The organism is Micropruina glycogenica (genome assembly GCF_900289045.1).
In the GTDB taxonomy this organism is placed as follows: domain Bacteria; phylum Actinomycetota; class Actinomycetes; order Propionibacteriales; family Propionibacteriaceae; genus Micropruina; species Micropruina glycogenica.
Map to the genome: position 1 here is coordinate 41,455 of NZ_LT985188.1, position 13,234 is coordinate 54,688.

Here is a 13,234-nt window from a genome sequence, read left to right on the forward strand (position 1 = left end):
CTACCGAGCCGGCGAATCACCAGCTCTCGACGAGAATCTCTTGCATCGCCCGGCCCAGGCCACGCACCAGGTCGCGGTCGGACGCCGCCTCGAGCGCCTGCAATCTGAGGATGTAGCGGCTGAGCGCCATGCCCAGCACGAGGCTCACCGCGAGCTGGGCCCGCAGGCGATAGTCACGATGACCGAGCTGCTCGGCGATCGGGCCGAACACCTCCTTCGACATGAACTCGCTGAGCGGCCGCTGCACGATGTCGGCCGCCACCGCGGAGCGGAGCATGGCGGTGAACCGGTCGCGGCCGCTCTCGGGGCTGTCGTAGGCGGCCAGAAAGGCGGCCACGGCCCGCTCGCCGATCTGTTCGCGCGGGCCGTTCAGCACGTCGCTCACCACCTGGCCGGCTTCGAGCGGAAGGTCGAGCACGGTCTGGGCGAACAGGTCGGACTTGCTGGAGAAGTAGTGATGAATCAGCGCCGGGTCGACGTCGGCCTCGCGCGCGATGGCGCGCAGCGACACCTTGTCGTAGCCGATCGTCGAGAACAGGGTGAGCGCGGCGCGGCAGATGGTGCCGCGGGTATCGGCGCGGCCCGGCCGGCGCCCGCGCGGCTTCGCGGGGGAGTCCGTCATGCGCTTCCTCTCTCACCTGCCGGCGGACGCGGGGGGTCCCGTCGCGGCCCGACCAGCCACCGGCCGGTCCCATCGAAGCCGGCCCGCGGTGGCCGCCGTCCCACGTTGCTCAGGTTCGGCGTCCTTGCTCAGGTTTGAACCTATGCAACGAACCCAGGGCTGAGCAACGTCCCGCGAGGGTGGTGAACACGGGACGCCCGCCGGGCAGATTAGGCTGACCCGGTGAATTTCGTGGCGCCGAAGACCGTTCTGTTCGACCTCGACGGCACGCTTGCCGACACCGTCCCGCTGATCGTCGCGACCTTCCAGCGCACGGTGTCGCAGGCGCTGGGCTGGGAACCGACGCTCGCGCAGTGCAAGGAGTGGATCGGGCGGTCGCTGACCGAGACGTTCACCACACTGGCGCCCGAGGTGGCCGACGAGCTGACCGCGCGCTACCTGGAGTGGAACCTGGCCAACCACCAGGCCTATGTGCGGCCCTTCGACGGGGTCGGTGCCCTGATCGGGGGACTGCGGGCGTCCGGCCGACCGTTCGGGGTAGTCACGTCCAAGCGGCACGCATCGGCCCTGGTCAGCCTGGAGTGCGTCGGCCTGACCGGGCAGATCCCGCTGTTGGTCACCGAGGAGGACACCGCCACCCACAAGCCCTCGCCCGAACCGCTGCTGCATGCCCTGAACCAGATGGGTGCGGACGCCGCGGACGCCGTCTACGTCGGGGACGCCATCGTCGATATGCAGGCGGCCCGGGCGGCCGGTGTCCGGGGCATCGGGGTCACCTGGGGAGCGGCGAGCGCCGAGGAGCTCCGTGCCGCCGAACCGACCGCGGTCGTGCACAGCGTCGGCGAACTGCAGACCCTGCTCGGCCTGTAACGGACGCAGCGCCGCACGGACGTCCTCAGCCCGGGGCGAACCGGAGCCGCAGGGACGCCGCCCGGGGGGCGAGCGCCTGCGCCGGCCACACGTCCGGACCACACGCCCGCGAGCCGAGACCGTGCTGGGCCGCGTCCAGATACAGCCGGGTGGCAGTCGACGGCGGCAGCTCGTGGGGATGCGCGGCGCGGTCGACCTCCTCGGCGGTGTGCGGCGTGAGCGTGAAGCCGGGAAGCCGGCCCGCGGCGTCCGGACCGGTGTCGATGCGCAGCCAGTCGGCCCCGGATCGGCGCACGGTCAGCGAGCGCAGGTCGCTGCGGTGCCCGCTCTCCTGGGGACGTGCGTACCCGACGGTCAACTCGCCGAGCGCCGCGCTGAAGCGGCCCACCCGGGCGGCCTGGAGGCTGTCCGGATATGACTCCAGCGGACCCGTCCCGAACCAGGAGGCACCGTCGATGCCGGTCGGCAGGTCGAAGCGGACGCCGAGCCGCGGCCAGATCAGGTCCCACCCGGTGCTGGGCTCCAAATCGACGACCAGCGCCAGGCCGCGCTCGTCGAGCCACCAGTGCTCGTCGCAGACCACGGCGAGACGTGAGTTCGCCGCCGCCCACCGGGTGCGGACCCGCAGCCAGCTCGCCGACCCGGACGCCGAGACCACACGCGGGACCATCCGGTCCAGACCGGCCGCACGCCAGCGGGCGTCCCAGGGTGGGGCCGGCGTGGCGCGCCATGGCGGCAGGGTGGGGTCGGCGTCCTGGTAGCTGCCGAACCCGCTGCCGCGGTCGTTGTCGGTAGGGGCCCGCCACAACGCCAATCGCGGTCCACGGACCGGTTCGCCGGCCAGCTCGACGAGCCGTCCGGCCTCGAACCGGGCGGGCCCGAGGACGTCCGGCAGCCCCGACCCGAGCCCGCCGGTGGCCGGGTCGCGCGGTGCCGGCGACCATCGCAGGGCCGGGGCATCCGGCGCCCGGGCGATCAGGCCCTGGGCCGTCGCCAGCGGGTGGCCGGCCGACGCCCACGCGGTCGGTGCGACCAGCCGCGCCGCCACGTTCAGCCACAGCTCGCCGGCCCCGTCCGGCAGTCCGGGCAGCGCCGGACGCGCCACGGTCACCGACGCGTGGGGCGCCAGCAGGGGCACGTCCAGTTCGCCGGAGGCCAGCGGCTCGCCGTCGGCCTCGGCCGACCACGAGAACACCACGTCCGCCGAGTCGGCGCTGTGCCGCCGGCTACGGATCGTGAGCATGTCGGCGACCTCGATCGCGAACGGCGCGGCGACCTGGGCGAACTCGTGCAGCGAGGGGGTGGGCGTTCCGTCGGAGAGCACCATGCCGTCCATCACGAAGTTGCCGTCGTGCACCACCTCGCCGAAGTCGCCGCCGTAGCCGAAGAACTCGATGCCGTCGGCGGTGCGTGTGCGCAGCCCGTGGTCGCGCCATTCCCAGACGAAGCCGCCGTGCAACCGTGGATACCGCTCGACCAGCTCTTCGTACTGGTCGAGCGCCCCCGGGCCGTTGCCCATCGCGTGGGCGTACTCGCAGAGCAGGAACGGCTTCGAGCGCTGTCGCGCCGATTCGGACGCCGAACAGCCGAGCAGCAGCGCGCCGGAGTCGTCACGGCCGATCGACGCCGTCTCGGGAACCGGGGAGTACATCCGCGAGTACACGTCGGTGTACGCGCCGGCGTAATCGCCCTCGTAGTGCACCGGCCGGCCGGGGTCGCGGCCATGCACCCAGGACGCCATCGCGGCCAGATTCTGCCCGGTCCCGGACTCGTTGCCCAGCGACCACAGCACGATCGACGGATGGTTCTTGTCCCGCTCGACGGTGCGCTCGATGCGGTCGAGCAGCGCCTCCCGCCAGGCCGGGTCGTCGCTCGGATTGTCCCGCCAGCCACCCGGCTCGAAGCCGTGGGTCTCCAGGTCGCACTCCAGGATCACCCAGAGGCCGAGCTCGTCGGCCAGGTCGAGCAGCCGCGGATGCGGGGGATAGTGGCTGGTCCGGATCGCGTTCACGTTGAACCGCTTCATCAGCAGCAGGTCGGCACGGGCCCAGTCCTCGTCGAAGACCCGGCCGCGATCGGGGTGCGTCTCGTGCCGGTTCATTCCGTGGAAGACCAGCCGTTCGCCGTTGACCAGCAGCCGGTCGCCGGCGATCTCGACGGTGCGGAAGCCGAGCCGCAGCCGCACGGTCTCACCGGTGGAGGCGACCGTGGCGTCGTAGAGCCGCGGCAGCTCCGCCGACCAGGGCTGCACCGGGCCGGCGTCGATACCCGACACCTCGGACGCCGAATGCCAGGTCACCTCGACGCCCAGCTCGGGCACCCGCAGGGTCATCGGGTAGGCGTCGTCGGCGGCCACGATCTCGGGGCGGATCGAGCCCCGTCCGGCGTGGTAATCGGTGCGCAGCCAGACGTCGTCCAGGGCGCCCGCCGGGCGGGCGAGCAGCGTGACGTCGCGGAAGATGCCCGGCAGCCACCACTGGTCCTGGTCCTCCAGGTAGCTGGCCGCCGACCACTGGTGCACGCGCACCACCAGCAGGTTCTCGCCGGGACGGACGGCATGGGTCACGTCGAACTCCTGCGCCAACCGGCTGCCCGACCCGATGCCGATCTCGACCCCGTTCAGCCAGACCCGGTAGCGCGACTCGACCCCGTCGAAGCGCAGCAGCACCGACTCCGCGCCGGCGAAGTCCGCGGGCAACGCGAAGCGCCGGCGGTGGTCGCCGGTCGGGTTGTCGTCCGGCACAAACGGGGGTTCGATCGGGAACGGGAACTGCACATTGGTGTAGATCGGACGCCCGTAGCGTCCGCCACCGTGCAGCACCCAATGGGACGGGACGGGGAGCTCGTCCCAGCCGGAGTCGTCGAAGCCGTCCTCGGCGATCGCGTCGGGTGCTTCGCCGTCCGGCAGCACCGCGACGGCGCCACCGGGGGCGCCGGGCAGCAGCCGGAACCGCCAGTCGCCGTTCAACGACAGTTCCGGCGCGTCGCTGTCCAGCCGGGAACGGGCGGGGGCCCGGGTACCGGACCCGGGCCCCCGATCGAGCAGATAGTGCGGGGCTACTTGACCGCTCCTTCCGTGAGCCCACCGCGCCAGAAGCGCTGCAGGACGATCATCGCGATGACCAGCGGATCACCGACAGCAGGACGCCGCCGGTGGTCAGCTCGTAGAACTCGGGCAACCGATCGACCTGGCCCAGCCAGTTGTTCAGGCCGAGCGTAATCGGGTACAGCTGCGAGTCTGCCAGCATGACCAGCGGCAGGAAGTAGTTGTTCCAGATGCCGATGAGCTGGAACAGGAACACCGTCACCAGGGCCGGGGTGAGGATGTTCAGGCCGACCGTGTGGAAGATCCGCAGTTCGCTGGCGCCGTCCAGCCGAGCGGCTTCGAGCAGGGCGTCGTCCACGGTGGCGTCGGCGTAGATCCGGCACAGGAACAGCCCGAACGGCGAGACCAGCGACGGGATCAGCACGCTCCAGTAGGTGTTGGCCAGACCCAGCTGGCTGAACAACAGGAACAGCGGCAGCGCGGTGGCCGTGCCGGGAACCAGCACCCCGCCGAGAATGATGCCGAAGATCACGTTGCTGCCCTTGAACTTGTACTTGGCCAGGGCGTATCCGCCTGCGGCCGCCAGGTAGGTGGCGAGCAGCGCGCCCACCCCCGCGTACAGCACCGAGTTGAGGAACCAGCGCACGAAGATGCCGTTGTCGTAGGTGACGACCTGGCTCAGGTTCTCCCACAGCGCGAAGTTCGGGGCGAACCAGAACCCGAACGACGAGAACAGGTCCTCGGTCGTCTTCGACGCGGCCACGAACACCCAGTAGACCGGGACGATGAAGTACAGCGCGACGATCACCAGCAGGCCGGTGACGACGATGGTCATCGCGGCCGAGCGTCCGGCCGAGCGGTTGGCGTGATCGGCAGTGCCGGCGGCGCGGGCCGCGCGGGTCGCCGCTTTCGAGGCGGTGGTGGTGGTCACGAGTCCTCCCGGTTGGTGAGGCGGAGGAAGACGAACGAGAGCACGAACGCGACCACCGCGATGAGCACCGCCTGGGCCGCGGCGACGTTGTAGTCGTTGTAGGCGAAGGCCGTGGTGAAGGCGGAGAGGTTGGGGGTGAACTGGCTGTCGATGGCCGGCGCGACCTTGCTCAGCACCTGCGGTTCGGCGAAGAGCTGCAGGGTGCCGATGATCGAGAACACGGTGGTCAGCACCAGGGCCGGGGTGATCAGCGGAATCTGGATGCGCCAGGCGATCTGGAACGGCGTCGCGCCGTCGACCCGGGCAGCCTCGTAGAGCTCGTTCGGGATCGCCTTCAGCTGCGCGACGATGATCAGCATGTTGTAGCCCGCGTAGCTCCAGGTGACGATGTTGGCGATCGACCACAGCACGGTGTCGGCGCCGAGGAAGTCCACCTCTAGACCCATCCAGCCGGCGACGTCGACGATCGGGCTGAGCCCCGGCACGTAGAGGAACGACCACAAGATGGTGGCGATCACGCCGGGGACGCCGTAGGGCATGAAGTAGGCGGCGCGGAACAGGCCGGGCCACTTCGCCGAGGCGGATTCGAGCAGCAGGGCAAGGATCGTGGCCAGCACGATCATCACCGGTACCTGGACGACGCCGAACAGCAGCATGCGTCCGATCGAGGCGATGAAGTTACCGTCGCCGAGGGCCTGGGCGTAGTTGGCGAAGCCGGCGAAACCGCTGGTCACGCCCTCCTCGCCGAAGAGCCCGGCCCGGGTCACCCGGGTGAAGCTGGAGCCGACCGCGGTCAGGATCGGCAGCACGAAGGTGAGGGCGAACAGCACCAGGAACGGTGCCAGCAGGATCCAGGGGGGCTCGCCTGGTGGCCGCGTTCAGTTTGCGGGCGTGCGGCTGGGTGGTGCTCATGCCGACACCTTTCGGATGCTCAGGCCTTTGTTGGTGAAGGCGGTCAGGATCTTCTTCTCGGCGTCGGCGACGGCGTCAACCAGGGTCCCGTCGGTGGCCTTGCGGCGGAAACCGTCGGCCAGGATGTTGAACGACTGCTGGGTGATCGGCCACCAGCTCCAATCGGCGTTCTGCTGTTTGGCGGCAGGGACGAAGATCTCCTGGTTGTAGTCCTGCCCGCTGAAGAACTCGGACGGCTGCTGCCGCGGGGTGCCGATGAGAGCGGGGTTGGCCGACCAGCCGATGCCGCTGTTCTCGATCAGGCCGTTGACGCCCTCCGGCGAGCTGTTCAGCCAGACGGCGAACTCCAGCGCCTCCTTCGGGTGGCGGCTGCTGGAGAGGACCGCGGTCGTGGAGCCGCCCCAGTAGCTGGAGCCGAAGCCGGTGTCCCAGCGGGGCATCGGCGCCACGCGCCAGCGTCCCTTGCCGCCGGCCACCCCCTCGATCAGGGCGTCGGCCCAGCTGGCGCCGGTGAGGGCGGCTATTCCGCCCCGGGAGCAGGCGGCGAACCAGGCCGGCGAGAAGGGTGAGATCTGGGTGGTGACCAGACCGTCATCGATCGCCTTGTCGAAGAACCGGGCGACCTTCATGGTGGCGTCGTCGGTCATGTTGATCAGCCAGCCCTCCGGGGTCGGCGTCAGCCACTCGGCGCCGGCCTGGGTGGCCAGCGAGCAGAAGAAGCTGGCGTCCGAGAGCGAGAAGCACTCCAGGTAGCTGTCCACCTTGCGCAGTTCGGTCGCGACCGCGCGCCAGTCGTCCCAGTTGGTCGGCGGCTTGGCGCCCACCTCGTCCAGCAGTTCGGTCTGGTAGTAGAAGCCCATCGGGCCGGAGTCCTGCGGGACCCCGTAGACGCCTCCGGTGAAACTCACCTGGCTCCATAGCGTCGGGTCGAACTGCCCGGCGTGATCGTTGGCGCCGTAGCGGGCCAGGTCGACCAGGCCGTTGACGAGGATGAATTCGGGGATCGATCGCATCTCGATCTGGGCCATGTCGGGCCCGCCGCCGGCGGCCAGCGCGGAGTACATCTTCTGGTAGCCACCCGAGTTCCCACCCGGAATCCAGACGGCGTTCACCTGGACGTCGGGATGCTGGCGGTTCCAGATGTCGGCGACCTTCTGCAGGTCTTTCAACCAGGCCCAGTAGGTGAGGGTGATCTTCTCACCCGGGGCCTTGGGCGGAATGACCGGCAGGCTGTTCACCGAGATGGTGCCCGGTGTCGAGCACCCGCCCACCATGCCCGCGGCCACGGCACCCAGGCCGAGGCCCAGGACTCGGCGTCGCGTGAGGGTTCGCATGTGCCTCCACATCGTTGTGAGGGGGTAGCCGAGGCTGCTGCCCAGGCTGGGCTGGACGCTAGCACAAAAATCGAGTAGTTGCTCGAAATTCAACCGAGGAGTGGACGCGGCCGGTAATGTTTCGCTCGATGAAGACACAAGACCGCAAGCGGGGGCCTTATGCGAAGTCGGCGCAACGGAGGCGGCAGATCATCGAGGCCGCGTTCGATGTGTTCGCCGCCCGCGGCTACCAGGGTGGGTCGTTGCAGGAGGTGGCCGACCGGGTGGGTCTGAGCCAGACCAGCATCCTGCATTACTTCCCGAGCAAGCGGGCCCTGCTGATCGCGGTCCTCGAGCAGCGGGACGCGGTCGCCAAGCCGCAGCCCAGCGAGGCCCCGCAGGGACTGGTCGAGGTGGTGCTTGCACAGGCGATGCACAACCAGACCATTCCCGGGCTGATCGAGCTCTACACCGTGCTGTGCGGCGAGGCGGTCACCGAGGGGTACCCGGCCCGCGACTATTTCGTCGACCGGTTCTCCAGGTTGCGCGCGTCCTATGCCCGGCGGTTGCGTGAGTTGGAGGCCCGGGGACGGCTCCGACCCGGTGTCGACGTGGACCGTGCGGCGGCGTCCCTGGTCGCCCTCTGGGACGGCATCCAGGCGCAGTGGCTGCTCGATCGCGACACCGTCGACGTGGTCGGCTGCCTGGGTGACTTCTTGAACGGCATCATCGTGCCGGCCGAGCACTCCGCGGTCGGCGCCGACGCCGGTTCGGAGAGTCGGACCGCTCCCGAGGGCTGATGGGCGGTCGCAAGCCGACACCCCGGACGCGGTGCCACGCGCACGCGTCCCCGGACGCCGTGCCGCCCAAAGCCCTGCCCAATCAGTTCTGACGTCCCGTCGACGAAAGGGCAGAACTGATTGGGCAGGGTCCTACGGCGTTCGGACGTCGCTGGCCGGCCGAGCCGGGGGGCCCGAGGTTCAGGCCGGCTGCATCGTGCCGGTCTCCAGGAACCGCTGGTGCCAGCTCAGCGACAGCCGCAGGTCGTGGGGGGTCTGCAGGCCGTTGCACACCTTCTGGGCGTGCTCGTAGTAGTCCTCGAGCAAGGGGCGGTAGGTCGGGTGGGCGCAGTTGGCGATGATCAGCTTGGCGCGCTGCTTGGGTGACTTGCCGCGCAGATCGGCCAGGCCCTGCTCGGTGATCAGCACCTGCACGTCGTGCTCGGTGTGGTCGTGATGGCTGACCATCGGCACGATGCAGCTGATCGCGCCGCCCTTGGCCACCGAGGGCGTGACGAACGCCGAGATGAACGAGTTGCGGGTGAAGTCGGCGGAGCCGCCGATGCCGTTCTGCATCTTCGAGCCCATGATGTGGGTCGAGTTCACGTTGCCGTAGATGTCGGCCTCGATCATGCCGTTGCAGGCGATCACGCCTAGCCGGCGGATCATTTCGGGGTGGTTGCTGATCTCTTGCGGACGCAGCACGATCTTGTCGCGGTAGCGCTTGGCCTGGTCGTTCATGCGGTTCGCGTACTCCGGCGACAGCGAGAACGCCGTGGCCGAGGCAACCGTCATCTTGTCGGCATCGATCAGGTCGACCATGCCGTCTTGAATCACCTCCGTATAGCTGGTCAGGTAGCTGAACGGACCGTCCATCAGGCCGGCCAGCACGGCGTTGGCGACGTTGCCCACGCCCGACTGCAGCGGCAGCAGGTCTTTGGGCAGCCGTCCCTTCTTCACCTCGTGGGTGAGGAACTCGAGAAAGAAGCCGGCCATCTTCTTCGAGTCCTCGTCGGCCGGCTTGAACGGCGTGTTGCGGTCCGGGGCGTCGGTCTCGATGACCGCCACGACCTTGTCGAGGTCGAGCTTGTAGTTGCGCTGGCCGATGCGGTCGCCGGTGTGGGTGAGCATCACGGGCTGACGCTCCGGTGGCAGCCGGGTGCCGTAGTAGATGTCGTGCATGCCCTCGAGGTCGGCCGACTGCCAGGAGTTCACCTCGAGGATGATCTGGTCGGCCTGGTCGAGGTAGGTCTTGTTGTTGCCGACCGACGACGACGGAACCGCGGTGCCGTCCTCGTTGATGGCGGTGACCTCGACGACGGCGGTGTTGAGTCGGCCCATCGAGCCGGCCCAGATCATCGGGGCCAGGTGCGACAGGTGGATGTCGGCGTACTCGGAGATGCCGGCGTTGATCTTCTTACGCATGATGGGGTCGGACTGGTACGGCGTGCGAAAGCTGATGCCGTCCACCTCGGCGAGCACTCCGTCGAGCTCGGGGGCCGTGGACGCGCCGGTGAACAGGCCGATCATGAACTCTTCGCCCCGTTCGTGGGCCGCCTTGATGTTGGCGGCGAGGGCGCCGGGAATCTCTTTGGGGTAGCCGGCTCCGGTGAAGCCGCTCATGCCCACGTTGTGCCCCGGCTTGATCAGTTTGGCCGCTTCTTCGGCCGTTGTGATCTTCTTGCGCAGCTTCTTGTTCAGAACCCGTGACATGGCGCCTCTTCGTCGATGAAATGATCTACTACACATGATAGTAGTTGCTGACTCGTCCTGAGAATCCTAATGCTCACTACGGTGGGCGGCATGGTAAACGACGCATTCGGCGCCTGGTCGTCACCGCTTACGGCCCGGTCGCTGGCGGTAGCGGGCGTGCGCTTGGGCGAACCACGGTACGACGGCGCCGACCTGTACTGGACGGAGGGCCGACCCGCTGAGGGCGGTCGGGTCGCGTTGATGCGCGAACGCGCCGGTGCGGTCGAAGAGGTCGCGCCAGGGCAGAACGTGCGCAGCCGCGTGCATGAATACGGCGGTGGCGCGTGGGCCGCCCGCGACGGGGTGGTGGTGATCAGCTCCGACCCGACCGGGCAGCTGCTGCGGGTGGACGGCGCCGAGCCGATCGCACTGACGCCGCCCGATCGTGGCTGGCGCTACGCCGACCTGCGGGTGCTGCCCGGCGCTGGGCTGGTGCTGGCCGTTCGCGAAGACCATTCGCAGCCCGGTGAGCCGGTGAACACCCTGGTGGCGCTGCGATTGGAAGCCCCCAACGACGATGGTGGGGTCGTGCTGGTCGCGGGCGCCGACTTCTTTGCCTGTGCCGAGCTGAGCGCCGGGGGACGGCTGGCCTGGATGGAGTGGCGGCACCCGGCGATGCCGTGGGACTCGTGCCTGATCGTGACCGGACGGTTCGACGTTTCGTCCCTCACGGTCGACGACGTGCAGGTGGTCGCGGGTGGTGCGGCGGAGTCGGCCACGCACCCGCTGTGGCGTGGTGAGGAGTTGTTGTTCTGTTCCGACCGCACGGGTTTCGCCGAACTGTACGCACGGTCGTCCGAAGGCGCCGTGACGCAACTGACGCACCTGAACGCGGATCTGGTGGAGCCGTTCTGGGTGTTCGGACGGCGCCCGGTGGCGTTGACGGGTGCGGGCGATCTGGTGATTCGGCCGCGGGTGGACGGCCGCAGCCGTCCGATGCTGCTGCGCAACGGCGAGTATCTGGGCCTGACCTCAGACGTGGTCGACTGCGACAGCCTGGACGCCGCCGGCGACCGCATCGTGTTGCTGGCCGAATTCGCCGACGTGCCCACCGAGATCGTCGAGCTGTCCCCTGGGCACCGGCGGGTCGTCCGCGCCGCCGGGCGGCGGATTTTCGAACCGGCCTGGGTCAGCCACGCCGAGGCGGTGAGCTGGCCGGGGGAGGCCGGTGACGTGCACGGCTGGTACTACGCGCCGGTCAACCCGTCCGTCGAGCGAGTCGAGACGGCGGCGGGCGAGTCGGGGGAGACACCGCCGCTGATCGTGATCAGCCACGGCGGGCCCACCGCGTTCTCGTCGTGCGGCTTCGATCTCGGGGTGCAGTTCTGGACCACCCGCGGCTTCGGCGTGCTCGACGTGAACTACTCGGGCAGCAGCGGGTACGGCCGTGACTACGCCGAACGGTTGCACGGCCGGTGGGGCGAGCTCGACGTGGCCGACTGCATCGCGGGTGCGCAGTTCTTGGCCGACAGCGGTCGAGTGAACGGCGCCAAGCTGGCGATTCGCGGCGGCAGCGCAGGCGGGTACACGACGCTTCGGGCGCTGACCACGTCGGACGCCTTCGCCGCGGGTTGCAGCCGCTACGGCATCGGTGACCTCACCGCACTTGCCACCGACACGCACAAGTTCGAGTCACGCTACCTCGATGGACTGGTCGGGCCGTGGCCGCAGGCGTCCGAGGTGTACCGCGACCGCTCACCGATCAATCACGTCGACGCGCTCAACTGTCCGATGCTGATTCTGCAGGGGGCGGACGACGCGGTGGTGCCGCCGAACCAGGCCGAGACGATGGCTGAGGCAGTGGCTGCCAAGGGGCTGGAGGTCGAGCTGATCGTCTTCGAGGGCGAGGGCCACGGCTTCCGCCGGGCCGAGACCGTTGAGCGTGCCCTAGAAGCCGAGTTGGCGTTCTACCAACGCATCCTGGTGGGTAATGGGGACGGTTCCGATTACCGTTCAGATTCTCGTCCTGGTGGGTAATGGGGACGGTTCCGATTACCGTTCAGCCCTGGTCAAATCGCTCTGACAAGTGTGTTTACTCATGCAATGAACGGGAATCGGAACCGTCCCCGATACGCGCCAGATCCCGGCGTTCGCCTGATGACGTGTAGTGGGCAGTCAGTCGCGGGGTTGTAGCTCTATGCGTTGACTGATCGTCCAGTGTTCGCCGGGCAGCAGCGTGATCGCGTCGGCGTAGGCGTTGGCCGCCTCGACGCAGACGAAACCTTGCCACTCGCCCGGGCCGATGTCGGCGATGTTCTCGGCCCCGGTCGACCACGGGTTCCACACCACGACGTTGGCCGAGCCCGACCCGTGCAGCACGATGCGGCGGTCCCAACCGGGGTCGTCGACGGTGACCTCGCCCTCGTGCATGAACACCCGGTCGGTTGAGCCGGTGATCTGCAACTGCCCGTGCTGCACGTTGTCGAAGGCCTGATCGCCCGCCACCTTGTCGAGGTAGGGCGCGTCGTGGAGCCCGTCGATCGTGACGGTGGTCACGTCGCTGACCGCGAGGTAGGTGTGCAGCGCCTCTTCGATGGTGAACGCGTCGTCACCGTGGTTGTCGACGCGCAGCGACACCGTCAGATGCTCGGCGGTGAACCGAGCCGTCAGCCTGGCCGAGTAGGCGCCCGGGAACAACGGCTGATCACCCGTCACCGATTGATCGATCAGGTAGCTGACCTCGAGGCCGTGATCTGACTGCTCGACCGAATCGCGCACCCATGCCGTGGTGCGCACGAAGCCGTGTGGGGGCGTCTTGTCGCCCGAGAAGCCGGGGCCGAACCACGGAAAGCAGATCGGAATGCCGCCGCGAATCGCCTTGCCGTCGGCGAGCGCCGTGGCCGAACTCAGCCAGAGCACGGGGCGTTGGCCCTCAGGCTGCCAGGCCCACACGTGCGCGCCGTGGTCGTAGACAGCGTAGTGGCCGCTGCCGGGGTGAGTCTCGACGCCGGGCAGGGGAGACGTGACATCGGTCATGGGCTCGAGCCTAGGGCTCGTTCTGGGGCCGCG

The 13,234-nt window shown here is 68.9% G+C and carries 10 protein-coding genes; 3 read left to right on the forward strand and 7 right to left on the reverse strand.

Going from position 1 to position 13,234, the window contains the following annotated elements; all coding sequences use genetic code 11:
* Positions 1-16 precede the first annotated feature (16 nt).
* Positions 17-622, reverse strand: a complete 606-nt coding sequence (locus MPLG2_RS00195; RefSeq protein ID WP_105184396.1) for a TetR/AcrR family transcriptional regulator — start codon at positions 620-622, stop codon at positions 17-19.
* Between the two features lie 222 nt (positions 623-844).
* Here MPLG2_RS00195 and MPLG2_RS00200 point away from each other — a divergent pair, with 222 nt between their 5' ends.
* Positions 845-1,492 carry an HAD family hydrolase gene (locus tag MPLG2_RS00200; RefSeq protein ID WP_105184397.1) on the forward strand — a complete coding sequence of 216 codons (648 nt, stop codon included), beginning with the start codon at positions 845-847 and terminating at the stop codon, positions 1,490-1,492.
* A 25-nt stretch (positions 1,493-1,517) separates the two neighbouring features.
* Here MPLG2_RS00200 and MPLG2_RS00205 read toward each other — a convergent pair whose 3' ends face one another.
* The 4 genes from MPLG2_RS00205 to MPLG2_RS00220 all read right to left on the reverse strand — a co-directional run bounded on the left by MPLG2_RS00205 (position 1,518) and on the right by MPLG2_RS00220 (position 7,808).
* Positions 1,518-4,460: a glycoside hydrolase family 2 TIM barrel-domain containing protein gene (locus MPLG2_RS00205; RefSeq protein ID WP_231935725.1), complete on the reverse strand. Its 2,943-nt coding sequence runs from the start codon at positions 4,458-4,460 to the stop codon at positions 1,518-1,520.
* A gap of 142 nt (positions 4,461-4,602) precedes the next feature.
* On the reverse strand, positions 4,603-5,469 hold the full coding sequence (locus tag MPLG2_RS00210) for a carbohydrate ABC transporter permease (RefSeq protein ID WP_231935726.1): 867 nt from the start codon (positions 5,467-5,469) through the stop codon (positions 4,603-4,605).
* Positions 5,466-6,299, reverse strand: a complete 834-nt coding sequence (locus MPLG2_RS00215) for a carbohydrate ABC transporter permease (protein ID WP_231935727.1) — start codon at positions 6,297-6,299, stop codon at positions 5,466-5,468. Before MPLG2_RS00215 ends, MPLG2_RS00210 begins: the two co-directional genes overlap by 4 nt.
* Before the next feature lie 78 nt (positions 6,300-6,377).
* The gene (locus MPLG2_RS00220) at positions 6,378-7,808 is read right to left on the reverse strand and encodes an ABC transporter substrate-binding protein (protein ID WP_231935728.1); all 1,431 of its coding nucleotides are present in this window, start codon (positions 7,806-7,808) and stop codon (positions 6,378-6,380) included.
* 35 nt (positions 7,809-7,843) lie between these two features.
* Between MPLG2_RS00220 and MPLG2_RS00225 the strand changes: the two genes are divergently transcribed.
* Positions 7,844-8,494, forward strand: coding sequence for a TetR/AcrR family transcriptional regulator (locus tag MPLG2_RS00225; protein ID WP_105187374.1), 651 nt, complete (start codon positions 7,844-7,846; stop codon positions 8,492-8,494).
* A 180-nt stretch (positions 8,495-8,674) separates the two neighbouring features.
* Here the strand turns inward: MPLG2_RS00225 and MPLG2_RS00230 are convergent, their stop codons facing one another.
* Entirely contained in the window at positions 8,675-10,186 is a 1,512-nt protein-coding gene (locus MPLG2_RS00230) for an acetyl-CoA hydrolase/transferase family protein (protein ID WP_105184400.1), read from the reverse strand.
* Between the two features lie 90 nt (positions 10,187-10,276).
* Between MPLG2_RS00230 and MPLG2_RS00235 the strand changes: the two genes are divergently transcribed.
* Entirely contained in the window at positions 10,277-12,202 is a 1,926-nt protein-coding gene (locus MPLG2_RS00235) for an alpha/beta hydrolase family protein (protein ID WP_158680725.1), read from the forward strand.
* Positions 12,203-12,340: 138 nt separating this feature from the next.
* Here MPLG2_RS00235 and MPLG2_RS00240 read toward each other — a convergent pair whose 3' ends face one another.
* Positions 12,341-13,201: a D-hexose-6-phosphate mutarotase gene (locus tag MPLG2_RS00240; protein WP_105184402.1), complete on the reverse strand. Its 861-nt coding sequence runs from the start codon at positions 13,199-13,201 to the stop codon at positions 12,341-12,343.
* Between the last annotated feature and the right edge of the window lie 33 nt (positions 13,202-13,234).

Bases quoted from the DNA above. Each gene is read 5' to 3' on its own strand.
- MPLG2_RS00195 (WP_105184396.1), bottom strand. From the start codon at position 622: ATGACGGACTCCCCCGCGAAGCCGCGCGGGCGCCGGCCGGGCCGCGCC.
- MPLG2_RS00235 (WP_158680725.1), top strand. From the start codon at position 10,277: ATGGTAAACGACGCATTCGGCGCCTGGTCGTCACCGCTTACGGCCCGG.
- MPLG2_RS00240 (WP_105184402.1), bottom strand. From the start codon at position 13,201: ATGACCGATGTCACGTCTCCCCTGCCCGGCGTCGAGACTCACCCCGGC.
- MPLG2_RS00230 (WP_105184400.1), bottom strand. From the start codon at position 10,186: ATGTCACGGGTTCTGAACAAGAAGCTGCGCAAGAAGATCACAACGGCC.
- MPLG2_RS00225 (WP_105187374.1), top strand. From the start codon at position 7,844: ATGAAGACACAAGACCGCAAGCGGGGGCCTTATGCGAAGTCGGCGCAA.